The sequence below is a fragment of the Actinoallomurus sp. CA-142502 genome (assembly GCF_050936355.1).
Taxonomy (GTDB): Bacteria; Actinomycetota; Actinomycetes; order Streptosporangiales; family Streptosporangiaceae; genus Actinoallomurus; species Actinoallomurus iriomotensis.
Window position 1 is genome coordinate 5,257,986 of the sequence record NZ_JBNJMY010000001.1, and the last position, 26,203, is coordinate 5,284,188.

The following is a 26,203-nucleotide window of genomic DNA, read 5'->3' on the forward strand; positions in this document are numbered from 1 at the left end:
GAAAGCGGAGACCGGCGGGCGCAGGGGGCTGCCACCCGCCGGTCCCTTTCGTCTCCCGGTGGACCGCTCGGGTGGCCGCCCGGGTCCTCCAGGAAACGTTCAGTGGGCCGCCGCGACCGTGGCGCGGAGGCGTTCCGCCCCGGTGTAGACGTTCATGGTCGTGCCGCGTAGGAAGCCGATCAGCGTCAGGCCGGTATCCGCGGCCAGCTCGACTGCCAGCGACGACGGCGCGGACACCGCCGCCATCGCCGGGATGCCGGACATCAGGGCCTTCTGCGCCAGTTCGAACGACGCGCGGCCCGACACGAGCAGCGTCACGCCCCGTAGCGGCAGCAGGTCGCGCTGCAGTGCCCAGCCGACCAGCTTGTCCACGGCGTTGTGGCGGCCGACGTCCTCGCGTACGCACAGCAGTGAACCGGTCGCGTCGAACAGGCCCGCGGCGTGCAGGCCGCCGGTGCGTTCGAAGACCTGTTGGGCCGCGCGCAGCCGGTCCGGCAGGGCCGTCACCGTCTCCGGGGCGAGTCGCAGCGGGTCGTCCCGTACGCTCCAGCGGGCCACCGTGCGCACCGCGTCGAGGCTGGCCTTGCCGCACAGCCCGCACGAGGACGTCGTGTAGAAGTTGCGCTCCAGCGTCAGGTCGGGCAGCGGCACCCCGTCGGCGAGCCGTACGTCCACGATGTTGTAGGTGTTGCCGCCGTCGTCCGTCGCGCCGGCGCAGTAGGCGATCGCGCGGATCTCCTCAGCCCGCGCGACCACGCCCTCGCCGACGAGGAACCCCGCCGCCAGTTCGAAGTCGTCGCCGGGCGTGCGCATCGTGACGGTCAGCGGACGGCCGCCGAGCCGGATCTCCAGCGGCTCCTCCACCACCAGTGTGTCCGTACGGGCGGTCGGCACGCCCGCGGACACCCGGGTCATCCGGCGCCGGAGCGTGCGCCTACCCACGATTCTGGACGTGCTGGAAGCCGAAGCGGCCCTTGACGCACAGGTTGCCGTGGGTGACCGGGTTGTCGTGCGGCGAACCGACCTTCACGATCTCGTTGTCCTGGACGTGCAGGGTCACGTTGCAGCCCACGCCGCAGTAGGTGCAGATCGTCGTCGTCTCGGTCTGCCGCGACTCGTCCCACGTGCCGGCCGCACGCATGTCGTACTCACTCTTGAACGACAGCGCCCCGGTCGGGCACACCTCGATGCAGTTCCCGCAGTACACACAGGCCGAGTCGGGCAGCGGCGCGGCGTGCTCGGTGGAGATCCGCGCGTCGAAGCCGCGGCCCGCGACGCCGATGGCGAAGGTGTTCTGCCACTGCTCGCCGCACGCGTCGACGCACTTGTAGCACAGGATGCACTTGCCGTAGTCGCGTACGTAGAGGTCGTTGTCCACCTTGGCGGGCTGCGCGACGGTGGCCGCCGTAGCCCCGTCCGTGGCCTCGTGCGCGCCCGGATGCCGGGCGTCCCGGTCCGTGGACGGCTCGCCCGGCGGGCCGAAGCGCTCCGGCCGCGCGCCGTACTCCTCGCTCCACTCCGCCGAGCCGGGCGTCGTCGACAGGTCGGTCGAGGAACCCAGGAGTTCGAGCACGAGCCGCCGGCTGTGCCGGACCCGCTCGCTGTCGGTCGTGATCTCCATGCCGGGCTCGACGCGACGCGAGCAGGCCGGTACGAGCGTGCGGGAGCCCGTCACCTCGACCACGCAGACCCGGCAGGCGTTCTTCGGCGTCAGCGTGTCGCCGTAACACAGGGTCGGCGTGCCGGAGCAGGCGGCGAGAATGGCCGAACCCTCGGGCACCCGCACCGGTTCGCCGTCGACGGTGACGTCGACGAGCCGACGCGGCGGAGCGAGCGGAACGACGGTCGTGAGCCCTCCTTCGTCGGGGGGTGTGACCACTGGGGCGTGCTTTTTGATTCCCTCGCTTCGCTCGGTCATGAGCCCTCCTTCGTCGGGGGGTGTGACCACTGGGGCGTGTCTTTTGATTTCCTCGCTTCGCTCGGTCATGAGGCTCTGCCCTTCTCACCGTCGGCGAAGACGCCGAGGCGGTCGATCGCTGATTCGACGGCGTTCCAGGCGGTCTGGCCGAGGCCGCAGATGGAGGCGTCGCGCATGGCGCGGCCGACGTCGCGCAGCAGCGCCACGTCGGCCGCTCCCGAGCCCCGTGCCAGGCGGTGCAGCGCCTCCTCCTGCCGTACGGTGCCCACCCGGCAGGGCACGCACTGGCCGCAGGACTCGTCACGGAAGAACGCCGCGATCCGCAACAGCACCCCGGTCAGGTCCACGCTGTCGTCGAGGGCCAGCACGACGCCGGAGCCGAGACTGGCGCCGGCCGCGCGCGTGCCCTCGAACGTGAGGGGGATGTCCAGCTCGCCGGGCCGCACGAACGAGCCCGCGGCACCGCCGAGCAGCACCGCCCGGAGCCGGCGGCCCTCGGGGACGCCGCCGGCCAGGGTCAGCAGCTCGCGCAGCGTGGCCCCGAACGGCAGCTCGTAGATCCCGGGGCGGCGCACCGTGCCGGACAGGCAGAACAGTTTGGTCCCGGTCGATCCGCCCGTCCCGACGGCGGCGTACGCGGCGGCGCCACCGGTCAGGATGGGCAGCACGTTGACGAGCGTCTCGACGTTGTTGACGACGGTGGGCTTGCCGAACAGCCCCTTCTCGACCGGGAACGGCGGCTTGCTGCGGGGCTCGCCGCGGTACCCCTCGATCGAGTTGAAGATCGCCGTCTCCTCGCCGCAGATGTACGCCCCGCCGCCGCGCCGGATCTCCACGTCGAAGTCGAACCCGGATCCGAGGATGTCGGCGCCCAGCAGGTTCCGCTCACGCGCGCGCTCGACGGCGTTCGTGAGGAGCCACAGCGCGCGGGGATACTCGCCGCGCAGGTAGAGGAAGCCGCGGCGGCAGCCCGTGGCGTACGCCGCCACGGTCATGGCCTCGATCACCGCGAACGGGTCGCACTCCATGACGACCCGGTCCTTGAAGGTGCCGGGTTCGCTCTCGTCCGCGTTGCAGACCAGGTAGTGCGGATGGTCGGGCTGGCGTGCGGTGGCGTCCCACTTGCGCCCGGTCGGGAACGCCGCGCCGCCGCGGCCGACCAGGCCGGCGTCGAGCACCTCGCGGATGACCGCGGCCGGGCCGAGCGCGAACGCCCTCCGCAGCGCGAGGTACCCGCCGGCCGCCCGATAGTCGTCGAGGCTCGCCGGGTCCACGGCGCCGACCCGGCGCAGCAGGACCAGTCCGTCCTGGCCCGCCTGGGGGACCGCCGCGCGCGCGGGCGGCTCGTCGCCGGCCCGGTCCGGTGCGGCGGCCGCCCGGGTCACCGCCTCGGCCGTGGCCGGCCCGACCACGGCCGTCCGCGGGCACTCACCCGCCTCCAACACCAGCGCCGCCGGCGCACGCTCGCACAGCCCCAGGCACGGGCTGTGGTGCCAGACCACGTCGCCGTCGCCGGCGGGCCGCCCGTGCGGGCCGAGTGAGCCGTCCAGGGCCCGGCACAGCTCCTCCGAACCCTGGGCACGGCAGGCCAGGTCGGTGCACACGTGGACGACGCGCCGCGGCCGCGGCTCGACGGACAGCAGCGCGTAGAAGGTCGCCACCCCGTACGCCTCGGCGGGCGCGACGGTCAGCCGCCGGCAGATGTAGTCCAGCGCGCCCTCGCTGATCCAGCCCACCCGGTCGTTGACCGCGTGCAGCGCGGGGAGCAGCAGGTCCCGCCGTTCCCGTGCCTCGTGACCGCCCCGCGCGGTCCGGATGTCGTCACGGACGCCGCCGTCCCAGGCCGAGGAGGGCGGGCCGAGCAGCACGTCGACCGTCTCGCGTTCCTCCTCGGTCGGCGCCACGTCGCGGAAGCGAAGGTCCATGTCAGTTCCCTCCGGCCGGCCCGGGGACCTTCTCGACCCGTACCGCGGTGGCCTTGTACTCGGCGGTGCCGGCGATCGGGTCGGTGGCCTCGATGGTCAGGCTGTTGGTGTCCACCTCGTCGGGGAAGTGCATGGTCATGAAGACCAGGCCGGGCCGCAGCGCCGGGTCCACGAACGCCGGGGCCGTGACGGTGCCGCGCCGGGAGGAGATCCGGACCTGTTCGCCCGGTACGACACCGAGGCGTTCGGCGTCCTCGGGGGACAGTTCGACGTTCTCCCCGCGGCGCAGCGGCGAGGCGAACCCGCCGGACTGGACGCCGGTGTTGTAGGAGTCGAGCCGGCGGCCGGTGGTGAGCCGCAGCGGGAACTCCTGGTCGAGCCGGTCCACCGGCGGTGAGTGGCGCAGCACCGCGAACGGCGCGGGACGCCCGCGGACCTCCGGGTCGGTCTCCCACAGCCGGGAGTGCAGGAACGAGGGTTCCAGCCGGTCCTCGGAGTAGCAGGGCCACTGGATGCCCTGCCGTTCCTCCAGCCGCGCGTAGGTCATGCCCGCGTGGATGGGGGAGAGTGACCGCACCTCGTCCCAGATGTCCTCGGCGCGTTCGTAGTGCCAGTCGTGCCCGAGCCGGCGCGCCAGCGCGCACATGATCTCGATGTCGTCGCGGGCCTCGCCGGGCGGGTCGAGGGCCTTGCGGACGCGCTGGACGCGCCGTTCGCTGTTGGTCATGGTGCCGTCGGACTCGCACCACGCGGCGCCGGCGGGCAGCACGACGTCGGCCATGCGGGCGGTCTTGGTGAGGAAGATGTCCTGGACGACCAGGTGGTCGAGCAGGCCGAGCCGCTTGACGGTGTGCTCGGCGTCCGCCTCGGACTGGGTGGGGTTCTCCCCGATGATGTACGCGGTGGTCATCGTGCCCGCGCCCATCGCGGCCAGCATGTCGGTGAGGTTGAGCCCGTGGCGGGGCTGGATCTCCCGTCCCCAGGCCCGGGCGAACCGCGCGCGCACCGCGGGGTCGAGGATGTCCTGGAACCCGGCCAGGCGGTCGGGGATGGCGCCCATGTCGCCGCCGCCCTGGACGTTGTTCTGTCCGCGCAGGGGGTTGAGTCCGGATCCGTAGCGGCCGACGTGGCCGGTGAGCAGGGCCAGGTTGATCAGGGCGCGGACGTTGTCGGTGGCGTTGTGGTGTTCGGTGATGCCGAGCGTCCAGCACAGCTGGGCCCGTTCGGCGCGTGCGTAGGCGTGGGCGAGTTCGCGGATGGCGGCGGCGGGTACGCCGGTCTCGCGCTCGGCGGCCGCCGGGGTCCAGGGCTCGACCGACGCGGCGAACTCCGCGAACCCGCTGGTGCCGCGCTCGATGAACGTGGTGTTGTGCAGGCCGGCGTGGATGATCTCGCGGGCGATCGCGTTCGCGAGCGGGATGTCGGTGCCGACGTTCAGGCCGAGCCAGCGGTCCGCCCACCGGGCCGTGCTCGTGCGCCGCGGGTCGACCGCGAACACGCGAGTGCCCCGGCGGATCGCCTTGAGCACGTGCTGGAAGAAGATCGGGTGCGCCTCGCGTGCGCTGGATCCCCAGAGCACGATGAGGTCGGTGTCCTCGATCTCCTGGTAGGAGGAGGTCCCGCCGCCACTGCCGAACGCGGCGGCCAGGCCGGCGACGCTGGGGGCGTGGCAGGTGCGGTTGCACGAGTCGACGTTGTTGGTGCCGATCACCACGCGGGTGAACTTCTGGGCGACGTAGTTCATCTCGTTGGTCGCCCGCGCGCAGGAGAACATCCCGAACGCGTCCGGCCCGTGGGCCTCGACGTTGCGGCGGAAACCCTCGGCCGCGCGGTCCAGGGCCTCGTCCCAGGACGCGGGCCGGAGTTCGCCGGCGTCCCGGACGAGCGGGCGGGTCAGGCGGACGTACGGCGTGCGGGGGGTCTTCTTCGCCATGCCGGTCCCATTTCTCGCGTCGAAGACTGTATACGATCTACCGTATGCCAGGCCCCTCGTCCGGGCAATGGCCGTTCGCGGATCACCTCTCCTTTCCGGCGGGCCCGTCACCGGAAAGCCGCTCGACGCGGATCGCCGTCGCCTTGTACTCGGCGGTGCCGGCGATCGGGTCAGTGGCCTCGATGGTCAGGCTGTTGGTGTCCACCCGGTCGGGGAAGTGCGGGGTCATGAACGCCAGCCCGGGCCGCAGCGCCGGGTCGACGGCCACCGGCGCGGTCACCGAGGCGCGCCGGGAACTGACCCGCGCCAGTTCGCCGGGGGCGAGGCCGAGCCGCTCGGCGTCCTCGGGCGACAGCTCGATCGCCTCCTCGCGTCGCGCCGGAAACGCCAGCCCGCCCGACTGGACGCCCGTGTTGTAGGAGTCGAGCCGGCGGCCGGTGGTGAGCCGCAGCGGGAACTCCTCGTCGAGGACGTCCACGGGGAGCCGGTGCCGGGGGATCCCGAACGGCGCGGGCGTGCCGCGCCGCTCCGGATCGGCCGCCCAGAGACGCCCGTGCAGGTACGGCGGCTCCAGCCGGTCCTCGGTGAAGCACGGCCACTGGACGCCCTGCAGTTCCTCCAGCCGCCGGTAGCTCATCCCGGCGAAGATCGGGGCCAGCGACCGCACCTCGTCCCAGATCTCCTCCGCCGACGGGGCGCCCCAGTCGTGGCCCAGGCGCCGGGCCAGGTCGGAGATGATCGCGATGTCGTCGCGGGCCGCGCCGGGCGGGTCGAGGGCCTTGCGGACCCGCTGCACGCGCCGTTCGCTGTTGGTCACGGTCCCCTCGCTCTCGCACCAGGCCGCGCTCGCGGGCAGGACGACGTCGGCCAGCCGGGCGGTCCTGGTCAGGAAGATGTCCTGGACGACGAGATGGTCGAGGTCGCCGAGCCGCTCGACCGTGCGTCCGGAGTCCGCCTCGGACTGCGCCGGGTTCTCGCCCACGCAGTACGCGGTGGTCAGCTCACGCCGGTCCATCGCCTCCAGCATCTGGGTCAGGTGCATGCCGTGGCGCGGTTGGATCTCCCGGCCGTACGCGGCGCCGAACCGTGCCCGTACCGCGGGGTCGAGGATGTCCTGGAAGCCCGGCAGCCGGTTGGGGATGGCGCCCATGTCGCCGCCGCCCTGGACGTTGTTCTGTCCGCGCAGGGGGTTGAGTCCGGATCCGTAGCGGCCGACGTGGCCGGTGAGCAGGGCCAGGTTGATCAGGGCGCGGACGTTGTCGGTGGCGTTGTGGTGTTCGGTGATGCCGAGCGTCCAGCACAGCTGGGCGCGGTCCGCGCGTGCGTAGGCGTGGGCGAGTTCGCGGATGGCCGCGGCGGGCACGCCGGTCTCGCGCTCGGCGGCCTCCGGCGTCCACGGTTCGACGGCGGCGGCCAGTCCGGCGAAGCCGGTCGTGGCCCGGCCGACGAACGCCTCGTTGACCAGCCCCGCGTGGATGATCTCGCGGGCGACCGCGTTCGCGAGCGGGATGTCGGTGCCGACGTTCAGACCGAGCCAGCCGTCGGCCCACTCGGCCGAGCCGGTACGGCGCGGATCGACGACGAACAGGCGTGCTCCGTCGCGCACTCCCTTCAGGACGTGGTGGAAGAAGATGGGGTGTGTCTCCCGGGCGTTGGAGCCCCACAGGATGATGAGGTCGGTCTCCTCGATCTCCCGGTACGACGAGGTGCCACCCCCGGCACCGAACACGGCCGCCAGACCGGCGACGCTGGGAGCGTGTCAAGTGCGGTTGCAGGAGTCGATGTTGTTGGTCCCGATGACCTGCCGCACGAACTTCTGCGCCACGTAGTTCATCTCGTTGGTCGCGCGCGAGCAGGAGAACATCCCGAACGCGTCCGGCCCGTGGGCCTCGACGTTGCGGCGGAAGCCCTCGGCCGCGCGGTCGAGGGCCTCCTCCCACGTGGCGGTGCGCAGCTCGCCGCCGTCGCGGACCAGGGGCTCGGTGAGACGGGTGTAACGCATGGCCTTCTCCTCGGGTGTCAGGCGGGAACCGCGCTGCGGGCGGCCGCGGTGATCTTCTCGTTGGTCAGCCCCGCGACGGCGTTGATCGCCCGCAGGGCGGGGACACGCGTGCCGGTCAGGTCGGCGAGCTCGACCACGGCCGCCAGGATCACGTCCAGCTCCAGCGGCTTGCCCTTCTCCAGGTCCTGGAGCGTGGAGGTCTTGTGGTGGCCGGTACGCTCGGCGCCCGCCAGCCGCCGGCCGATGGAGATCCCCGGACGGCAGCCGAGCCGCTCGGCGACGTCGAGGGTCTCGCGCATCATCGTGATCACCAGCTCGCGGGTGTCGCGGTACCGGCAGATGTCCAGCATCGTCGCCCGGCTCAGCGCGCTGATCGGGTTGAAGGCGATGTTGCCCATGAGCTTGATCCAGATGTCCTTGCGCAGGTCCGGCTCGACCGGGCACTTCAGGCCGCCGGCGACCATCGCCTCGCTGAACGCCCGGCAGCGGTCCGACACCGTTCCGTCCGGCTCGCCGACGGAGAACCGGGTGCCCTCCAGGTGCCGGATCACGCCGGGCGCCGCGATCTCGGTCGCGGCGTAGACGACGCAGCCGATGGCGCGCTCGGGCGGGATGGCGGCGGTCACCGCGCCGCCGGGGTCCACCGTCTCGACGCGGTAGCCCTCGTACGGGCCCGGCAGCCGGTGGAAGTACCACCAGGGGATGCCGTTCTGCGCCGCGATGACGGCGGTGCGCTCGGTGGTGAGCGGGGCCAGGATCGGGCCGCAGCTCGCGTAGGCGTTGGCCTTGAGTCCGAGGAAGACGTGGTCGACCGGACCGATCTCGCGGGGGTCGTCGGTGGCCGGGGGCCGGGCGGTGAAGTCTCCGCGCGGGCTGAGCACCCGCACGCCGTCCCGCCGGATGGCCTCCAGGTGGGGGCCGCGGGCGATCAGGTGGACCTCGACCCCGGCGCGGTGCAGGGCTGCTCCGACATAGGCGCCGATCGCACCGGCGCCGACAACAGCGACTCTCACGGGAACTCCGTTCTCGTGGGCTACTGTATTTTGTCTACAGTATCCCTCTATAGTGGTCAAGGATGAGTTCGCGCGTCCGAGGAGGCGAAGGTGGCTGGTGGCCCGCACGGCCTGCAGAGCCGGCGAGACCCGGGTGACGGGTCCGGCGGATGCGGCGCCCGACCGTCCACACCGTCCGCGCCGCGCCCCGCGACGGCGGCCATGCCCTGGCGTCTCGCGCGGGCCATGGCCGCCGCGGCGACGCCCCTCGACGTTCTGGACCTGCCGGTGGAGGACGCCGGCGGGGCCGTTCTCGCCGGCCCGGTGCGGGCACGCGCCGACCTGCCGGCCTTCGACGCCGCGGCGATGGACGGGTACGCCGTGGCGGGCCCGGGCCCCTGGCGGCCGGCCGGCCGTGTCCTGGCCGGCCGGACCGCCCCGGGCGCGGTCGGCGCCGGCGAGGCGGTGGAGATCGGGACGGGCGCTCCGGTCCCGTACGGCACGAGAGCGGTCGTGCCGTACGAGGCGGTGACGTGTGCGGACGGCCGGCTGCACGGGCCCTTCGTGGCCGGCCGCCACATCCGGCGCCGCGGCGAGGACTGCCGGGCGGACACCAAGGTGGTCCCCGCCGGATCGGTCGTCACCCCGGTCGTGCAGGGGCTGGCGGCGAGCGTGGGGCACGACCTGCTCCGCGTCCGCCGCCGGCCCCGTGTGGCCGTTCTGGTGACCGGGGACGAGCTCACCTTCTCCGGGCTTCCCGGCGTGGGCCGCGTGCGGGACGCGATCGGGCCGATGCTGCCCGGTCTGATCGACTGGGTCGGCGGACGGGCCGCTCCGCCGGTCCGCGTCGCCGACGAGAGGGCGTCGCTCGCCACCGCCATCGCCGACGCGGGGGAGGCGGACGTCGTCGTGGTGTGCGGCTCGTCCTCCAGGGGCGCCGCCGACCACCTGCGCGCCGTGCTGCGGGCGTCGGAGGCGGAGTTTCTGGTCGAGGGTGTGGCGTGCCGGCCCGGTCATCCGCAGCTGCTCGCCCGGCTCGCCGACGGCCGGCCGGTCGTCGGCCTGCCCGGCAACCCCTACGCCGCGCTCGTCGCGGCGCTGACGTTGCTCGCGCCGCTGCTCGGCGCGCTGACCGGGCGGCTCGCCGCCGGCGGTGGCTGGGTTCGGCTCGACTCGCGTGTCACCGCCCATCCGGTGGACACCCGCGTCGTGGCGGTGCGCCGGGAGGGCGCGAAGGTCGTGCCGGTGGGCCGGGACCGGCCCGGCCTGCTCTGGGGAGCAGCGCTGGCCGACGCGCTGGCCGTCGTTCCTCCCGGGTGGCGGGGAGAGGAAGTGGAACTGCTCGCCCTGCCGTCCCGATAACGATTCGCGGCAATTCGTCCTCGGGCGTTCCACGGCACCGTGAAGCGGCCTATCGGTTATTTGTGCGTTCCGCCGTATTTCGGGGAGAAAAGCCGTGCCGGTCGTTGCCGGGGCGCGCGGAAATGGTGTGACAACCGCCACGTGGGCGACGGCCTCGGCCATCCGCATGTAGGCAGTAGACTGTACACAGAAGACCTCAGATCTCGAGGAGTCGGCATGTCGTTCTTCACCGATAACGCGGAGAGCGTGGACATGCCTCGGCTGACGCGTCCCGCCCCGCTCCGTGAAGGCGTCTACGAGGCCCTGCTCGAGCTGATCGTGACGCGGGTGCTCAAGCCGGGGCAGCACCTCGTCGAGAGCGACCTGGCGACGCGTCTCGGCATCTCCCGGCAGCCGGTGCGCGAGGCTCTCCAGCGGCTCAGCACCGAAGGCTGGGTCGACCTGCGGCCGGCCCAGGGCGCCTTCGTGCACACGCCGACCGAAGAGGAGGCCGACCAGCTGCTGGCCGTGCGCTCCCTGCTGGAGGCGGAGTCGGCGCGGCTGGCCGCGGCCAACGTCACCCCCGAGGCGATCGCGCGGTTGCGGGAGATCTGCGAGCGCGGGGTGGCGGCGCTCGACGCCGACGAGGTCGACGCCGTCGTCGCCGCGAACGCCGAGCTGCACGCCGCCATCGTCGAGCTCGCGGGCAACAAGGTCCTGGCCGAGCTGGCGGCGCAGGTGGACCGGCGCGTCCGCTGGTACTACACGCCCGTCGCCCGGCAGCGAGGGCCGGAGTCCTGGACGGAGCACGCGGCGCTGATCGACGCGCTCGCCGCACACGACGGCGAACGGGCCGCGCAGATCATGCGTGAGCACACCGAGCACACGCGCCGGTCCTATCACCAGCGTCCCGACCGGGAGGTCACATGATCTCCCGGCTGATCGGATAGGGGTTGGGCACGATCTTCCGCGCCTTCGGGCGGCCCGGCTGGCGCAGCGTCAGCGCGATGAGAGCCGACACCAGGCCCATCACGCCGGCGAGGGTGTAGGCGCCGTCGTAGTCCCAGGCGCCGATGACGACGGCGCCGAGGCCACCGCCGAACAGGCCGCTGACCAGCTTCGCGCTGTAGACCATCCCGTAGTTGCTGGCGTTGTGGTTCTCCCCGAAGTAGTCGGGCACCAGAGCCGCGAACATCGGGTAGAACGCGCCGCCGCCGAAGCCGGAGATGAACGCGAAGACCAGGAACATCACCTCGTTGTGCGCGTCGCCGGCCCACAGCGTGCCGAACTGCGCGAGCGCCTCGATGACGAGCACGACGATGAGAGCCTGCTTACGGCCGATCAGGTCGGAGAACCAGCCGACCACCGCGCGCCCGACGCCGTTCACCACGGCCAGGATGCCGGCCGACAGCGAGGCCATCAGCGGACCGAAGCCGAGGTCCTTGGCGAACGGCACCTCGAAGGAGATGCCGAAGATGGACACGCCGGAGATGAACGCCAGGCAGATCCACATCAGCGGGATCATGCCCGTGCGCATCGCCTCCATCGGGCTGAACTGGCGCACCGCCGGGGGGTTCTTCTCGAGGCTGACGCGCGCGCCGGTGTCCCTGGCCCTCGCGGGCTTCAGCGGGTCGACGTGGTCGGGCCACCAGTTCTTCGGCGGGTCCTTGAAGAAATACCCGCAGATCCCGATCGCGACGAGCACGAAGAGCCCGATCAGGTCGAGGACCTCGTGGTAGTCGCCGGTGTCGAAGGCGTAGTTGAAGATGATGATGAACGGCAGGGAGCCGTAGGCGAACCCGCCGTTGACGAACCCGGTGCGCGCGCCGCGCTTCTCCGGATACCACTTGCCGACCATGTTGATGCAGGTCGCGTACACGAGCCCGGCGCCGACGCCGCCCAGCACGCCGAAGCCGATGATGGCGCCGAAGACACTGTGCAGGTGGGAGATGGCGAGGAAGCCCGCCAGCGCCAGGCACGCGCCCAGCATCATCGCCCGGCGCGCCGTCAGGATGCCCTTCTCCCGCAGCCGGCCCGCCGGGAAGGCGACGCCCGCCTGGAAGAACACCCAGACGCTGAGGATCCAGAACGTGTTGCTGCTGGTCCAGCCGTGTGCGGTGGACAGGGTGTCCTCGGCCGACCCGTAGGCGTACTCGAAGACGCTGATGGCCATCATCGCCACCCACGGCAGTATCACCATGAGCGCGCGTGGGTGTCCCAGGATGTCGCGGTCGGTCTCGCCGACACGGTAGACGCGTCCGCGTTGGTCGGTGATCTCGGTGAACTTCGATGTCGGATTGGCAGTAGCGGTCATCTCGACCCCTCGTCGCGATGTGCTGGCGGTCGCCCCCTGTCCCCGATCTCTTCGCGCGTTCGGCCACCAAGCGCTTGTTAGGCACGCTGCATGGGCGTTCTCCTCCTGTGAGCGGGACACATGAAGCCGGTGGCCCGCGGTCGACGGGTGATGTGACCTACGGCCACCGGTGACAGGTCAGCCGGGCAGCAGGCCCGCGGCGCGTGCCCAGCGATACTTGGCGCCGAGCACCGCGACCGGCTTCTCCGTCGTGTAGGGGTAGGCGGGCACGCCGTGGTCGAACAGGTACTCGCTGGCCTGCTCCACCTCGGTGTCGCCGGCGAGCGAGGCGACCACGGGCTTGTCGACGCCCTGGGCGCGCGCCTCCGCGACGACGCGTGCGATGAGCTCGGCGAACACCATCGGCGGGGTCACGATCGTGTGCCAGTAGCCGAGGATCAGGGCGTGGATGCGCGGGTCCTCCAGGCCCAGGCGCACCGTCGCCTCGTACGTGGACGGCGGTTCGCCCCCGGTGATGTCGATGGGGTTGCCGGCGGCGCCGAACGGCGGGATGTACCGGCGGAACGCCTCGTCCAGGTCCGGCGGGATGTCCATCAGCGACAGCCCGGCGTCCACGCACGCGTCGGAGAGCAGCACCCCGGAACCGCCCGCGCCGGTGATGATGACGACGTTCTCGCCCTTCGGCGCCGGCAGCGTCGGCAGCGCGTGGGCGTACTCCAGCATGTCGTTCAGGCCCGGCGCGCGGATCACGCCCGCCTGGCGGAGGATGTCGTCGTAGACCTTGTCATCGCCGGCGAGCGCGCCGGTGTGGGAACTCGCCGCGCGGGCGCCGAGGCTGGTCCGGCCGGCCTTGAGCACGATGATCGGCTTCTTGCGCGACACCTCGCGGGCGGCCGCGACGAACGCGCGCCCGTCCTTCAGGTCCTCCAGGTGCATCGCGACGCACTGGGTGTTCTCGTCCTGCCCGAAGAACGTCAGCAGGTCGTCCTCGTCCAGGTCGGTCTTGTTGCCCAGGCCGACGATGGCCGACACGCCCATCTTCGTGGTGCGGCTGAAGCCGAGGATCGCCATGCCGATGCCGCCGCTCTGGGACGACAGCGCGACCCCGCCCTTGACGTCGTACGGCGTGCAGAACGTCGCGCAGAGATCCTCGGGCGTGTAGTAGTAGCCGTAGATGTTGGGACCGAGCAGCCGCACGCCGCGCCGGCGGGCGATCTCGACCACCTGCTCCTGCAACGCGTCGTTGCCGGTCTCGGCGAACCCGGAGGGGATCAGCACCGCCGCGGGCACCTTCTTCGCGCCGACCTCCTCCAGCACGGTGGGCACGAACTTCGCCGGGATGGTGAACACCGCGACGTCGACCTCGCCCGGCACGTCCGCGATGCTGCGGTAGGCCTTGCGGCCGCAGATCTCGTCGGCCTTGGGGTTGATCGGGTGGATCTCGCCCGCGTAGCCGCCGTCGATCAGGTTCCGCATCACGGAGTTGCCGATCTTGCCCACCTCGTTGGAGGCGCCGATCACCGCCACCGAACGCGGTTTCATCAGCCGGTTCATCACCGCGAGGATCTCCTCGGGGGTGTGCCGCGGCACCTCCCGCGGCGCGCCCTCGGCCAGCAGGACCCGTACGTCGGCCGCCACCGCGCCGTCGGCGGTGGCGAACACCGGGTTGAGGTCCAGCTCGGCGATCTCGGGGAAGTCGGCGACGAGGTCGGAGACCCGCTGGATCATGCCGGCGAGGGCCGCACGGCTGATCGGCTCGGCGCCGCGCGCGCCGCGCAGCACGTCGGCGGCGGCGATGTCGTCGAGCATCGACAGCGCCTCCTCGCCGGTGGCCGGGGCCAGCCGGAAGGTGACGTCCTTCAGCACCTCGACCAGGACGCCGCCGAGCCCGAACGCGATGACCTTGCCGAACGTCGGGTCGGTCGTCGCGCCGATGATGACCTCCTGGCCGGCGGGCACCATCCGCTGCACCTGGACGCCGAGGATCCGCGCGTCCGGGTCGTGCTCGCGCGCCGCCGCGACGATCCGCTCGTAACCGAGCCTGACCTCGTGCGGCGAGTCCAGGCCGACGAGCACGCCCCCGGCCTCGGTCTTGTGCAGGATGTCCGGCGAGACGATCTTCAGGACGACGGGCAGTCCCATGTCCACGGCGCGTGAGATCGCCTCGTCCGCCGAGGTGGCCAGGTCCTCCGCCGGTGTGGCGATGCCGTACGCGTCGCACAGCAGCCTGCCCTCCAGCGCGGTCAGCGCGGTGCGTCCCTCGGCCCGCACCGCGTCGAGCACGGCGCGCACCTCCGCGCGGTCGTATTCCACGTCAGATCACTCCATTCGCCTTGAGGGAGACGAGTTCGTCCTCCGGCAGGCCGAGCAGCCGCCCGAAGATCTCGTCGTTGTGCTCACCGAGGAGCGGCGACCGCTCGACCTCGACGGGGGAGTCCGACAGCTTCAGCGGGCAGCCGACCGTCTTGAAGGGACCGCGTACGGGGTGGTCGACCGTGACGATCATCTCGTTGCTGACCAGGCTCTCGTCCTCGATCAGCTCGGCGGTCGACAGGATCGGGCCGCAGGGGACGTTCTCGGCGTTGAGCTTGGCCAGCACCTCCCACTTGCCGTGCTGGGCGCTCCACTCCTCGATGAGCTGGAAGACCTTGGCCAGCTTGCCCAGCCGGGCCTCCGGGGTGCTCCACTCGGGATCGTCGGCCAGCTCGGGCCGGCCCATCAGCCGCGCGATCGGCGCCCAGCCCTGCGGCTGGATGATCACATAGACGTAGTCGTTCGGGCCGCCCGGCGCGCACCTGACCGCCCATCCCGGCTGCCCGCCGCCCGACGCGTTGCCCGAGCGCGGCACCTCGTCGCCGAAGTCCTCGTTGGGGTACTCCGTGAGCGGGCCGGCGGCCAGCCGCTGCTGGTCGCGTAGCTTGACCCGGCACAGGTTGAGCACCGAGTGCTGCATGGCGACCGCGACCCGCTGACCGCGGCCGGTCGTGTTCCGCTGGTAGAGCGCGGCGAGTATCGCGGCGACGGTGTGGATGCCGGTGCCGGAGTCGCCGATCTGGGCGCCGGTCGCGGTCGGCGGCCCGTCGTCGAAGCCGGTCGTGCTCATCGACCCGCCCATCGCCTGGGCCACGACCTCGTAGGCCTTGAAGTTCGTGTACGGGCCCTCGCCGAAGCCCTTGATCGAGGCGAAGATGAGTCCGGGGTTCAGCTCGTGCAGTTTCTCCCAGCCGAATCCCAGGCGTTCGATCGTGCCGGGTCCGAAATTCTCCACGAGCACGTCGGAGCGCTTCACCAGATCGACGAAAATCTCTTTGGCCCGGTCGTTCTTGAGGTTGAGAGTGATGCTCTTCTTGTTGGCGTTGAGCATCGTGAAATAAAGGCTGTCGGCGTCCGGGACGTCCCGGAGCTGGCGCCGCGTGATGTCGCCGCCCGGCGCTTCGAGTTTGATGACGTCGGCACCGAGCCACGCGAGGATCTGAGTGCATGACGGTCCGGACTGAACGTGCGTCATGTCCAGGACCTTGACGCCGTCTAGTGCCTTTCCCATGGCGCTTTCCTTTTCACTTGTACATCGTCTGGTTCATGGTTCCGGGCGCGTACACGTCGGTGTCGATCCACACGTTGATGAGCGACGGCCTGCCCGACTCGCGGGCGCGTCGCAACGCGGGCCGGATGTCGCCGGGCTCGCGGACCTCCTCGCCGTAGCCGCCGAGCATCTTGGCGAACTCGCTGTACGGCACGTCGCCGAGCGTGTTGCCGACCCGCTCGCGGTCCCTGCCGTACTTGGCGCCCTGGCCGTAGCGGATCTGGTTCATCGAGGAGTTGTTGCCGACGATCCCGACGAACGGCAGGTCGAAGCGGACCAGCGTCTCGAAGTCCCAGCCGGTGAGGCTGAACGCGCCGTCGCCGAACAGGGCGACGACCTCCTTGTCCGGCCGGGCCTGCTTGGCGGCCATCACGAACGGGATGCCGACGCCGAGGGTGCCGAGCGGGCCGGGGTCCATCCAGTGCCCGGGCGACTTGGGCTGCACGACCTGGCCGGAGAAGGTGACGATGTCGCCGCCGTCGCCGACGTAGATCGAGTCCTCGGTGAGGAACTCGTTGATCTCGTGCACGAGCCGGTACGGGTGGATCGGCGACGCGTCGGAGTGCTGGAGCGGCAGCCGTTTCTCGTACGCCTTGGTCTCCTCGGCGCGCAGCTCCTCCAGCCACGCCTTCCGCCCCGCGGCACCGTTGTCGGTCCGGCCGGAGGCGGCCTGCGTCACCGCGGACAGGACGAGGCCGGCGTCGCCGACGATGCCGAGGTCGACGTCGCGGTTCTTGCCGACGGTGCGGTAGTCCAGGTCGATCTGGACCACGGTCGCCTCGGGGGACAGGCGCCGCCCGTACCCCATCCGGAAGTCGAACGGCGTGCCGACGATGACGATGACGTCGGCGTTGTTGAACGCGTAGCGCCGGGAGAGCTGGTAGTGGTGCGGGTCGCCGGGCGGCAGGGTGCCGCGGCCGGCGCCGTTCATGTAGGCGGGCACGTTGAGCGTGCGCACCAGCTCGGTCGCCGCCTCGGTCGCGCGGGTGGTCCAGATCTGGCTGCCCAGCAGGACGCACGGCTTCTCAGCGTTCACCAGCAGGTCGGCGAGGCGTTCGATGGCCGCGGGGTCGCCCTGCCGGCGCGTCGACGCGCGGTACCCGCCGGCCCGCGGTACGCGGGCCCGGTCCCGCGGGACCTTGGCGTCGAGTACGTCGCGGGGGATCTCCAGGAACGACGGGCCCGGCGCGCCGTTGTAGCACTCGCGGAAGGCCATCGAGACGATGTCCGCGACGCGTTCGGTGTGCGGGACCGTGGCGGCGAACTTGGTGATCGGCGCCATCATGTCGACGTGCGGCAGGTCCTGCAGCGAGCCCATCTTGTGCTGGCTCAGCGCGCCCTGGCCGCCGATCAGCAGCATCGGGCTCTCGGCGCGCAGCGCGTTCGCGACGCCGGTGACGGCGTCGGTGATCCCGGGGCCCGCCGTGACGACGGCGCAGCCGGTCTTGCCGGTGACGCGCGCGTGGCCGTCCGCGGCGTGCGCGGCGACCTGCTCGTGGCGGACGTCGATGACCTTGATGCCCTCGTCGACGCAGCCGTCGTAGATGTCGATGATGTGGCCGCCGCACAGGGTGTAGATCACGTCGACGCCCTCTGCCTTGAGGGCCTTGGCGACGAGATGCCCACCTGAGATGAGTTCCGTGGCTTGGGGTTCCGGCTCGGGGGACGTGGCCATGTCCTGTGTCAACTCCTCATGATCGAGGCTCGTCTCCTGGCGTAACACCAGGTCAGAGCCGCTTCGGTGCCGTGTTGGCGAGGATTGCATACAGTCGACGAATACTGTATGAAGACTGTGACACCCAATGCGTGGAATGTCCAGAGCGGAATTCGGTGCCGCGGCCGAGAGGCCGGATGGGGGCGCGACCGACCGCGGACGGGCGGGAGGAACGCGAGTGGATCTGTTCGAACATCAGGCGAAGGAGCTCTTCGCGGAGTACGGCGTCCCGGTTCCCGCCGGCAAGATCGCTACGACGGCGGAGGAGGCTCGGGCGATCGCTGAGGAGTTCGCCGCGGCCGGTACCTCGCGTGTCGTGGTGAAGGCCCAGGTGAAGACCGGTGGCCGCGGTAAGGCCGGTGGTGTGAAGCTGGCGGACTCGCCTGCCGATGCCGAGGAGAAGGCGCGGCAGATTCTCGGCATGGACATCAAGGGCCACACGGTCCACAAGGTGTTGGTCGAAGAGGCGAGCGCGATCGCTTCGGAGTTCTACTTCTCGTTCCTGCTCGATCGCGCCGGCCGTACGTTCTTGTCGATCTGTTCGGTCGAGGGCGGTATGGAGATCGAGGAGGTCGCGGCCTCTAGACCGGAGGCGGTCGCGCGGGTGCCGGTCGATGCGCTGAGCGGTGTGAATCGGGCCAGAGCGCGTGAGATCGCGGTCGCCGGGGGGCTGCCCGAGGCGGCGATCGAGGGCGCCGCAACCGTGATCGAACGACTCTGGCGCGTCTTCGTGGAGGAGGACGCCACGCTGGTCGAGGTGAACCCGTTGATCCTGACCGCTGATGGTCAGGTCAAGGCCCTGGACGGCAAGGTCACCCTGGATGGGAACGCGGCGTTCCGCCAGGTGGAGCATGAGGCGCTGGAGGATGCGGCGTCGGCGGATCCGCTGGAGGCCAAGGCCAAGGCCAAGGACCTGAACTACGTCAAGCTCGATGGTTCGGTCGGGATCATCGGTAACGGCGCGGGTCTGGTGATGTCGACCCTGGACGTGGTCGCTTACGCCGGTGAGCGATACGGGGGGCAGAAGCCGGCGAACTTCCTGGACATCGGTGGTGGCGCGTCGGCTGAGGTGATGGCCAACGGCATGGAGATCGTGCTGGGTGACCCGAGCGTGAAGAGCGTGTTCATCAACGTGTTCGGCGGGATCACCTCCGGTGACGCGGTCGCGAACGGGATCGTCCAGGCCGTCAAGCTGCTGGGCGATCGGGGTGAGACGGTGGATCGGCCGATCGTGGTGCGGTTGGACGGCAACAACGCCGAGGAGGGCCGCCGGATTCTCAATGAGGCCGCGATCTCGGTGATCGAGCAGGTCGAGACGATGGATGAGGCGGCGCGGCGCGCCGCCGAGCTGGCTTCGCAGGGAGTTTGAGATGGCGGTCTGGCTGACCGAGGACAGCAAGGTCATCGTGCAGGGGATGACCGGCTCGGAGGGAACCAAGCACACCGCGCGGATGCTGCGGGCCGGCACGAACGTCGTCGGTGGGGTGAACGCGCGTAAGGCGGGGCAGACGGTCACGAGCGAGGGCCGGGATCTGCCGGTGTTCGGCTCGGTCGCTGAGGCGATGGCCCAGACCGGGGCGGATGTGTCGGTGGCGTTCGTGCCGCCGAGGTTCTCCAAGGACGCGGTGATCGAGGCGATCGATGCGGAGATCGGCCTGTGCATCGTGATCACTGAGGGGATCCCGGTGCATGACTCGACGGTGGCGTGGGCGCATGCGGTGGCCAAGGGCAACAAGACCCGGATCATCGGCCCGAACTGCCCGGGGGTGGCCTCGCCGGGTAAGTCGAACGCGGGGATCATCCCGGCCGACATCACCAGCCCGGGGCGGATCGGGTTGGTGTCGAAGTCGGGGACGCTGACGTACCAGATGATGTACGAGCTGCGGGACATCGGGTTCTCCACCTGTATCGGGATCGGTGGTGACCCGGTGATCGGGACCACCCACATCGATGCTCTGGAGGCGTTCCAGGCCGACCCGGAGACCGACGCGATCGTGATGATCGGGGAGATCGGCGGGGACGCGGAGGAGCGGGCGGCGGCCTACATCGAGGCGAACGTGACCAAGCCGGTGGTCGGGTATGTCGCGGGGTTCACCGCCCCGGAGGGCAAGACCATGGGGCATGCCGGCGCGATCGTTTCGGGCTCGTCGGGGACGGCCGAGGCGAAGAAGGAGGCGTTGGAGAAGGTCGGTGTCCGGGTCGGCAAGACCCCCAGCGAAACCGCCCGCCTCATGCGCGAATGCCTCGCCACGACCGCCTGACCACGACCGCCTGACCACGGCCGGACGCCCGCGAGGAGTGACATGCGCTTCGACGTCAACCTGTCCATCCTGTTCACCGAACTACCGCTCCTCGAACGGCCGGCGGCGGCACGGGCCGCCGGGTTCGACGCGGTCGAGCTGTGGTGGCCCTTCGCCGGCCCCGAGCCCGCCGACCGCGAGGTCGACGCCCTGCTCCGCGCCCTCGGCGACGCGGGCGTCCACCTGGCCGGGCTGAACTTCGACGCCGGCGACATGGCCGCCGGCGACCGCGGGCTGCTGTCCCGCCCCGACGACTCCGGCCGGTTCCGCGCGAACATCGACGTGGCCGTCGGGATCGCCGAGGCGACCGGCTGCCGGGTGCTCAACGCCCTGTACGGGAACCGGGTCCCCGGCCTGGACCCGCACGCGCAGGACGACCTGGCCGCCACCAACCTCGGCCTGGCGGCCGAGGCGGCCCGGCGATGCGACGCCACGGTCGTCGTCGAGGCACTGAACTCCCACGAGAACCCCGGCTATCCGCTGACGTCCACGGACACCGCCCTGGCGGTGATCGACCGCGTCCGCGACCAGGCGGGCACCGGGAACGTCGCGTTCCTGGCCGACCTCTACCACCTCGCCCGGATGGGCGAGGACCCGATCGCCGTCATCGAACGCCACGCCGCCTCCTTCGGCCACGTCCAGATCGCCGACGTGCCGGGACGCGGCCGGCCGGGCACGGGGGACCTGCCGTACGGCGACGTGTTCGCCGCGCTCGACGCGTCCGGCTACCCGGGCTTCGTCGGCCTGGAGTACCGGCCGGACGGGCCGAGCGCGGACAGCTTCGGATGGCTCCCCAGCAAGGAGAACGCGTGAAGAACATCGGTTTCATCGGCCTCGGCGTCATGGGCGGCCCGATGGCGGCAAACCTGGCGCGGGCCGGTCACTCCGTCGTCGGCCACGACCTCGGCGCCGACCGCGTCGAACGGCTGGTGGCGGCGGGCGGCCGCGGCGCGGCCGACCTGGCCGGCGCCGTCGCGGACGCCGACGTGGTCATCACCATGCTCCCCGACTCGCCGGACGTCGAGGCGGTCGCGCTCGGCCCGGACGGCGTCCTGCGGCACGTTCAGCCGGGCACGCTCTACATCGACATGAGCACGGTGCGGCCGGAGACGGCCCGCCGGCTCGCGCGGGCGGGCGCCGCCGCCGGCGTACGGGTACTGGACGCGCCGGTCAGCGGTGGCGAGCCGGGAGCCGTCGAAGGACGACTGTCGATCATGGTGGGCGGCGAGGCGGCGGACTTCGCCGCCGCGGCGCCCCTGTTCGAGGCGCTCGGCACCACGGTCGCCCACGTCGGGCCCGCGGGCGCCGGCCAGACGGTCAAGGCCGCCAACCAGCTCGTGGTCGGCGGCGTGTACGCGCTGGTCGCCGAGGCGCTCGTGCTGCTGGAGGCCTCCGGCGTCGACGGCCGTACCGGCCTGGACGTGCTCGCGGGCGGGCTGGCGGGCAGCCGCGTCCTCGACCTCAAACGCGAGTCGATGGTGAAGCGGGAGTTCACCCCCGGCTTCCGCGTCGACCTGCACCACAAGGACATGGGCATCGCCCTCGCGGCCGCCCGCGAGGCGGACGTGGCCCTGCCGATGACCGGGCTGGTCGCCCAGCTCATCGCCGCCGCCCGCTCTCAGGGCCATGGCTCGCTCGACCACTCGGCCCTGCTCAAGGTGGTCGAGAACATCTCCGGGAAGGACCGGGCGTGAACACGATCCCCTGTATGGAGGCGGCCGTCCGTGTCCTGGAGTCCGAGGGCGTCGACACGGTCTTCGGCATCCCCGGAGCGGCGATCCTGCCGTTCTACGCCGCGCTGCGCGCCAGCCGGATCCGGCACGTCACCGTGCGGCACGAGGAGGGCGGCACGCACGCCGCCGACGGGTGGGCCCGCGCCACCGGCAACGTGGGTGTCTGCGTCGGCACGTCCGGCCCGGCGGGCACCAACATGATCACCGGCCTGTACACCGCGCTCGCCGACTCGGTCCCGATCGTCTGCGTCACCGGCCAGGCGCCGCGAGCCAAGCTGCACCAGGAGGCGTTCCAGGCGGTCGACATCGTCGAGATCGCGCGGCCGGTGTGCAAGTGGGCGGTCCAGCTGAAGGAGCCGGCCCAGGCACCGTGGGTGTTCCGCGAGGCGTTCCGCGTGGCGCGCTCGGGCCGCCCGGGTCCCGTCCTGATCGACCTGCCCGTGGACGTCCAGCGCGGCGAGTGCCGCTACGACCCGGCCCTCGACGGCCCCCTGCCGGTGGAGGTCCCCGCGCCACGGCCCGAGCCGGTGCGGGCGGCGGTGGAGATGCTGCTCGCCGCCGAGCGGCCGCTCATCCTCGCCGGCGGCGGCGTCATCGTCGCGGGAGCGGACGCCGAACTGCGGGCGCTGGCCGAGTACCTCCAGATCCCGGTGCAGGTCACCCTGATGGGCAAGGGCGCCTTCCCCGAGGACCATCCGCTGTTCGCCGGGATGGCCGGCATCCAGACCCAGACCCGGTGGGGCAACGCGGCGTTCCTGGAGTCCGACATGGTCCTGGCGGTCGGGGCACGGTTCGGCGACCGGCACACCGGTGACCTGGAGACGTACCGGCGCGGCCGGCGCTTCATCCACGTCGACATCGAGCCGACGCAGATCGGCCGGGTGTTCGAGCCGGACCTGGGCGTCGTCGGGCACGCCCGGCCGGCGCTCGCGTCGCTGCTGGACCAGGCGCGCGCGGTGGGTCCGGCCCGGCCGGCGGGGGAGTGGGCGGACCGGGTCGCCGAACTGCGCGCAGCCCTGCCGCGACGCGACGACTTCGACGACGTCCCGATCAAGCCGCCGCGCGTCTTCCGTGAACTCAACGACTTCTTCGGCCCGGACACCACGTTCGTCACCGCGATCGGGCTGTACCAGATCTGGTCGGGCCAGTTCCAGCGCACGTACCTGCCGCGACGCTACCTCGTGTGCGGGCAGGCCGGGCCGCTCGGCTGGGAGGTGCCGGCGGCGATGGGCGTCAAGTGCGCGCACCCGGACCGTACGGTCGTGGCGGTCGCGGGCGACTACTCCTTCCAGTTCCTGATGGAGGAGATCGCGGTCGCGGCGCAGTACCGGATCCCCTTCGTCGTCGTCATGATCAACAACGAGTACCTCGGGCTGATCCGCCAGGCGGAGCTCCCGTACGACATGAATTACGCCGTCGACCTGCACTACGGCGAGGGCGGCGTCGACCACGTCAAGCTCATGGACGCGTTCGGCTGCCCGGCGCGCCGGGTCGAGCGCCCGGACGACCTCCGCGGGGCGCTCGCGTGGGCGGCCGAGGAGAGCGAACGGGCGCGGCTGCCGGTGCTCGTCGAGGTCATGGTCGAGCGCGAGGCGAACGCGGCGATGGGCGCGTCGCTGGACGCGATCACGGAGTACGAGCCGGTCCCCGAGCCCGCGCTTTTTGTCGGCTAATGAGTGCATACAGTATGCGGAGAACATGATGGCTCTGAGCATCAAGCCCGGAACGGGGTGGGCCGACGCGTACCGGCGCTGCCAGGCGGCCGCGCCCGAGGCGTTCGACGACGACCGCGTGCGCAACCGCTGGGGCGGCCGGTGGCGACGTGACGGGGAGCCGGCGCCCGCCACGTCGCCGGTGGACGGCACGCCGATCGCCGGCCCGCCGCTGCTGCCGGCCGCGGGCGCCGCTGCCGCCGTACGCGCCGCGCTCGACCGGCACCGGGAGTGGCGGCACACGCCACTGGCCGAGCGCAGGGCGCGGGTCGGCGCGGCCCTCGACGCCCTGGCCGCGCACCGCGACCTGCTCGCGCTGCTCCTGGTGTGGGAGATCGGCAAGCCGTGGCGGCTCGCCACCGCCGACGTCGACCGCGCCGTCGACGGCGTGCGCTGGTACGTCGAGGAGATCGACCGGATGATCGCCGGCCGCCGCCCGCTCGAGGGGCCGGTCAGCAACATCGCGAGCTGGAACTATCCGATGAGCGTGCTCATGCACGCCATGCTCGTGCAGGTGCTGGCGGGCAACGCGGCGATCGCCAAGACGCCCACCGACGGCGGTCTCGCCTGCCTCACCCTCGCGTGCGCCCTGGCCGCGAGCGAGGGGCTGCCGGTCACCCTCGTCAGCGGGGCCGGCCGCGAGCTGTCGGCGGCCCTGGTCCGTGCGCCGGAGATCGGCTGCGTCTCCTTCGTCGGCGGCCGGGACACCGGCGCGCACGTGGCCGCGGCCGTCGCCGACCTCGGCAAGCGGCACATCCTCGAACAGGAGGGCCTCAACTGCTGGGGCGTGTGGGAGTACTCCGACTGGCCGCGCCTGGCCGGGCAGATCCGCAGGACGTTCGACTACGCCAAGCAGCGCTGCACGGCGTACCCGCGGTTCGTCGTGCAGCGCTCCCTGTTCGACCGGTTCCTCGCGGCGTACCTGCCGGCCGTCGGCCAGGTACGGTTCGGCCACCCGCTGGCCGTGGACGACCCGGACGACCCGCTGCCCGAACTGGACTTCGGGCCGCTCATCAACGACGCCAAGGCCAAGGAGCTGGCCGGCCAGGTGGACGAGGCGATCGCGCGCGGCGGAGTGCCGCTCCACCGCGGTACGCCGGCGGACGGCCGGTTCCTGCCCGGCCAGGACACGTCGGCGTACTTCGCGCCGGTGACGATCCTTGGGCCGCCGCCCTCCTCACCGTTGCACCACGCCGAGCCGTTCGGCCCGGTCGACACGATCGTGCTGGTCGACACCGAGGCGGAGCTGCTGGCCGCGATGAACGCCTCCAACGGCGCGCTCGTGGCGAGCGTCTCCTGCGACGACGAGGCGACGGCGCGGCGTCTCGCCGCCGAGGTGCGCGCGTTCAAGGTCGGCATCGGCGAGCCGCGCTCGCGCGGCGACCGCGACGAGCTGTTCGGCGGGCTGGGCGCCTCGTGGCACGGGGCGTTCGTGGGCGGCGAACTGCTCGTCCGCGCGGTCACCGAGGGCCCGGCCGACGAGCGCCTGCCCGGCAACTTCCTCACGTACACGCTCCAGCCCGGATGAGACGGGACGACGGATGGTCCGGCCGGCCGGACCATCCGTGTGCTCACGTGAGCCCGGAGTGCCGTCGCCACCAGTCGGGACGGCGGGAGTCGGCGAGCCACTGGTCGGTGGCGCGCAGCACCGTGGTGAGCGCGTCCAGCGCGGCCACCGGGCCGCCGGATCGCCACCGGGTCTCCACGATCGTGTGCCGGTCATGGGGGCTGTCGCAGCGGCAGGCGACCGTCAGCGAGGCCTCGATACGGCAGTGTCCGGGGAAGTAGTCGGCGTTCTCCATCCGGACCGCGACCTCCAGCCAGTCGTCGCCGGCCTCCTCGTAGGTGTGGGAGTCGTAGATGCTGTGCGCGGGCGGGTGCCACATCCACTGACCGGGCCGCGGTCCGCCACCGGGTCCCGGATCGGGCCGGGGCGAGGGGTGTCGCGTGTGCCACTGGCCGGCGAGCGTGAGGAACCGCGTGCGGATGTCCGGGTCGTCCCACGCGGCGCCGAAGATCTCCCGGAGGGGCAGCGCCCGCGGCCATATCCACACCGCAAGGGAGTGTTCCTCGGGTGGGTTCCGCACCGTGTCATCATCCCGCGCGACGCCCGTACCGTGCACCGCTGCGAATGCAACGAAATCACGACATTTCCGGCCGCGTGCGGCCGACGGCGCCAGGCCGTCTCTGACCGCGACCGGCCGAGCAGGGTCGGCTGGAGCGGCGCGGTGATGCACGCGCGGCCGGACGGCGCGGCTCGTGCACGTTCCGCGATCCGCGTCCGGGGCTCGCCCGCACGCACGACCCGTACGTCGGCCGAGCGGCGGACGGGCGGGCGAGCCGACGCGGCGTGAGTACACCCGCTTCAGACGCGGTCACCGGCGACGCCCGGTCAGAGACCGCCCGGGAACCCGCCGCCGGACGGCGCGGGGTTCCCGGGCGGGTCTGTCAGGAGCGGGTGCCCGCGGCTGCGAGGCCGGGCGGGGCGGCGGCGATCGCCTCGTGGATCGCGTCGGCGAGCGCCAGCGCCGCCTCCTCGGTCAGCTCGACCGCGACCCGGGCGGACGGTCCCCGCGCCGGGTCGATGAAGTCGATGTTGACCGAATGGTCCTGCTGCAGGTGGACGGGGTGGTCGACGTACACGGCGGCCTCTTTGAGGCTGATCCAGCCCATCTTGGCCTTACCGCTGCCGCTGATCTCGATCTTGTGGGTCTGGTAGGTGCACATGATCCCCGC

The 26,203-nt window shown here is 71.8% G+C and carries 20 protein-coding genes; 8 read left to right on the forward strand and 12 right to left on the reverse strand.

Annotated elements, in window-relative coordinates; all coding sequences use genetic code 11:
- Positions 1-99 precede the first annotated feature (99 nt).
- The 6 genes from fdhD to ACQEV1_RS25075 all read right to left on the reverse strand — a co-directional run bounded on the left by fdhD (position 100) and on the right by ACQEV1_RS25075 (position 8,899).
- Positions 100-942, reverse strand: coding sequence for a formate dehydrogenase accessory sulfurtransferase FdhD (gene fdhD / locus ACQEV1_RS25050; RefSeq protein ID WP_433396462.1), 843 nt, complete (start codon positions 940-942; stop codon positions 100-102).
- Positions 935-1,918, reverse strand: a complete 984-nt coding sequence (locus ACQEV1_RS25055) for a 2Fe-2S iron-sulfur cluster-binding protein (RefSeq protein ID WP_433396463.1) — start codon at positions 1,916-1,918, stop codon at positions 935-937. The genes fdhD and ACQEV1_RS25055 overlap by 8 nt, the downstream gene beginning before the upstream one ends.
- A gap of 65 nt (positions 1,919-1,983) precedes the next feature.
- Positions 1,984-3,843, reverse strand: coding sequence for an NAD(P)H-dependent oxidoreductase subunit E (locus ACQEV1_RS25060; protein WP_433396464.1), 1,860 nt, complete (start codon positions 3,841-3,843; stop codon positions 1,984-1,986).
- Between the two features lies 1 nt (position 3,844).
- Positions 3,845-5,776 (reverse strand): molybdopterin oxidoreductase family protein, encoded by a 1,932-nt coding sequence (locus tag ACQEV1_RS25065; protein ID WP_433396466.1) that lies wholly within the window; start codon positions 5,774-5,776, stop codon positions 3,845-3,847.
- Positions 5,777-5,858: 82 nt separating this feature from the next.
- Complete coding sequence (locus ACQEV1_RS25070; protein ID WP_433396468.1) at positions 5,859-7,778, reverse strand: molybdopterin oxidoreductase family protein; 1,920 nt, start codon at positions 7,776-7,778, stop codon at positions 5,859-5,861.
- A gap of 17 nt (positions 7,779-7,795) precedes the next feature.
- Positions 7,796-8,899, reverse strand: a complete 1,104-nt coding sequence (locus ACQEV1_RS25075; protein ID WP_349498063.1) for a 2-dehydropantoate 2-reductase — start codon at positions 8,897-8,899, stop codon at positions 7,796-7,798.
- On the opposite strand from ACQEV1_RS25075, the gene ACQEV1_RS25080 reads away from it, so the two are divergent.
- Together ACQEV1_RS25080 and ACQEV1_RS25085 are read left to right on the forward strand one after the other, a co-directional pair.
- Positions 8,882-10,132, forward strand: a complete 1,251-nt coding sequence (locus ACQEV1_RS25080) for a molybdopterin molybdotransferase MoeA (RefSeq protein WP_433396470.1) — start codon at positions 8,882-8,884, stop codon at positions 10,130-10,132. The genes ACQEV1_RS25075 and ACQEV1_RS25080 overlap by 18 nt on opposite strands.
- 216 nt (positions 10,133-10,348) lie before the next feature.
- The gene (locus tag ACQEV1_RS25085; RefSeq protein ID WP_285637352.1) at positions 10,349-11,041 is read left to right on the forward strand and encodes a GntR family transcriptional regulator; all 693 of its coding nucleotides are present in this window, start codon (positions 10,349-10,351) and stop codon (positions 11,039-11,041) included.
- Here the strand turns inward: ACQEV1_RS25085 and ACQEV1_RS25090 are convergent.
- The 4 genes from ACQEV1_RS25090 to ACQEV1_RS25105 all read right to left on the reverse strand — a co-directional run bounded on the left by ACQEV1_RS25090 (position 11,034) and on the right by ACQEV1_RS25105 (position 17,683).
- Positions 11,034-12,425 carry an OFA family MFS transporter gene (locus tag ACQEV1_RS25090; protein ID WP_285637349.1) on the reverse strand — a complete coding sequence of 464 codons (1,392 nt, stop codon included), beginning with the start codon at positions 12,423-12,425 and terminating at the stop codon, positions 11,034-11,036. The genes ACQEV1_RS25085 and ACQEV1_RS25090 overlap by 8 nt on opposite strands.
- A gap of 177 nt (positions 12,426-12,602) precedes the next feature.
- Positions 12,603-14,738 carry an acetate--CoA ligase family protein gene (locus ACQEV1_RS25095; RefSeq protein WP_285637347.1) on the reverse strand — a complete coding sequence of 712 codons (2,136 nt, stop codon included), beginning with the start codon at positions 14,736-14,738 and terminating at the stop codon, positions 12,603-12,605.
- Between the two features lies 1 nt (position 14,739).
- Positions 14,740-15,969, reverse strand: coding sequence for a formyl-CoA transferase (frc, locus tag ACQEV1_RS25100; RefSeq protein WP_433396473.1), 1,230 nt, complete (start codon positions 15,967-15,969; stop codon positions 14,740-14,742).
- Positions 15,970-15,982: 13 nt separating this feature from the next.
- Positions 15,983-17,683, reverse strand: a complete 1,701-nt coding sequence (locus ACQEV1_RS25105) for a thiamine pyrophosphate-binding protein (protein ID WP_433396475.1) — start codon at positions 17,681-17,683, stop codon at positions 15,983-15,985.
- A gap of 217 nt (positions 17,684-17,900) precedes the next feature.
- Here ACQEV1_RS25105 and sucC point away from each other — a divergent pair, with 217 nt between their 5' ends.
- From sucC to ACQEV1_RS25135, 6 genes are read left to right on the forward strand one after another with little or no spacing between them, the layout of a single operon-like run.
- On the forward strand, positions 17,901-19,091 hold the full coding sequence (sucC, locus tag ACQEV1_RS25110) for an ADP-forming succinate--CoA ligase subunit beta (protein WP_433396477.1): 1,191 nt from the start codon (positions 17,901-17,903) through the stop codon (positions 19,089-19,091).
- 1 nt (position 19,092) lies between these two features.
- Positions 19,093-19,983, forward strand: a complete 891-nt coding sequence (gene sucD, locus ACQEV1_RS25115; protein ID WP_433396478.1) for a succinate--CoA ligase subunit alpha — start codon at positions 19,093-19,095, stop codon at positions 19,981-19,983.
- A 42-nt stretch (positions 19,984-20,025) separates the two neighbouring features.
- Positions 20,026-20,835, forward strand: a complete 810-nt coding sequence (locus tag ACQEV1_RS25120) for a hydroxypyruvate isomerase family protein (protein WP_285624934.1) — start codon at positions 20,026-20,028, stop codon at positions 20,833-20,835.
- Positions 20,832-21,716 carry a 2-hydroxy-3-oxopropionate reductase gene (locus ACQEV1_RS25125; protein ID WP_433396481.1) on the forward strand — a complete coding sequence of 295 codons (885 nt, stop codon included), beginning with the start codon at positions 20,832-20,834 and terminating at the stop codon, positions 21,714-21,716. Before ACQEV1_RS25120 ends, ACQEV1_RS25125 begins: the two co-directional genes overlap by 4 nt.
- Positions 21,717-21,730: 14 nt before the next feature.
- The gene (gcl, locus tag ACQEV1_RS25130; protein WP_433405965.1) at positions 21,731-23,428 is read left to right on the forward strand and encodes a glyoxylate carboligase; all 1,698 of its coding nucleotides are present in this window, start codon (positions 21,731-21,733) and stop codon (positions 23,426-23,428) included.
- 28 nt (positions 23,429-23,456) lie between these two features.
- Positions 23,457-24,995: an aldehyde dehydrogenase family protein gene (locus ACQEV1_RS25135; RefSeq protein WP_433396483.1), complete on the forward strand. Its 1,539-nt coding sequence runs from the start codon at positions 23,457-23,459 to the stop codon at positions 24,993-24,995.
- Positions 24,996-25,038: 43 nt separating this feature from the next.
- On the opposite strand, the gene ACQEV1_RS25140 is transcribed toward ACQEV1_RS25135, so the two are convergent.
- Positions 25,039-25,554 carry a hypothetical protein gene (locus tag ACQEV1_RS25140; RefSeq protein WP_285624925.1) on the reverse strand — a complete coding sequence of 172 codons (516 nt, stop codon included), beginning with the start codon at positions 25,552-25,554 and terminating at the stop codon, positions 25,039-25,041.
- Positions 25,555-25,915: 361 nt separating this feature from the next.
- Complete coding sequence (locus ACQEV1_RS25145) at positions 25,916-26,194, reverse strand: DUF6295 family protein (protein WP_285583451.1); 279 nt, start codon at positions 26,192-26,194, stop codon at positions 25,916-25,918.
- Between the last annotated feature and the right edge of the window lie 9 nt (positions 26,195-26,203).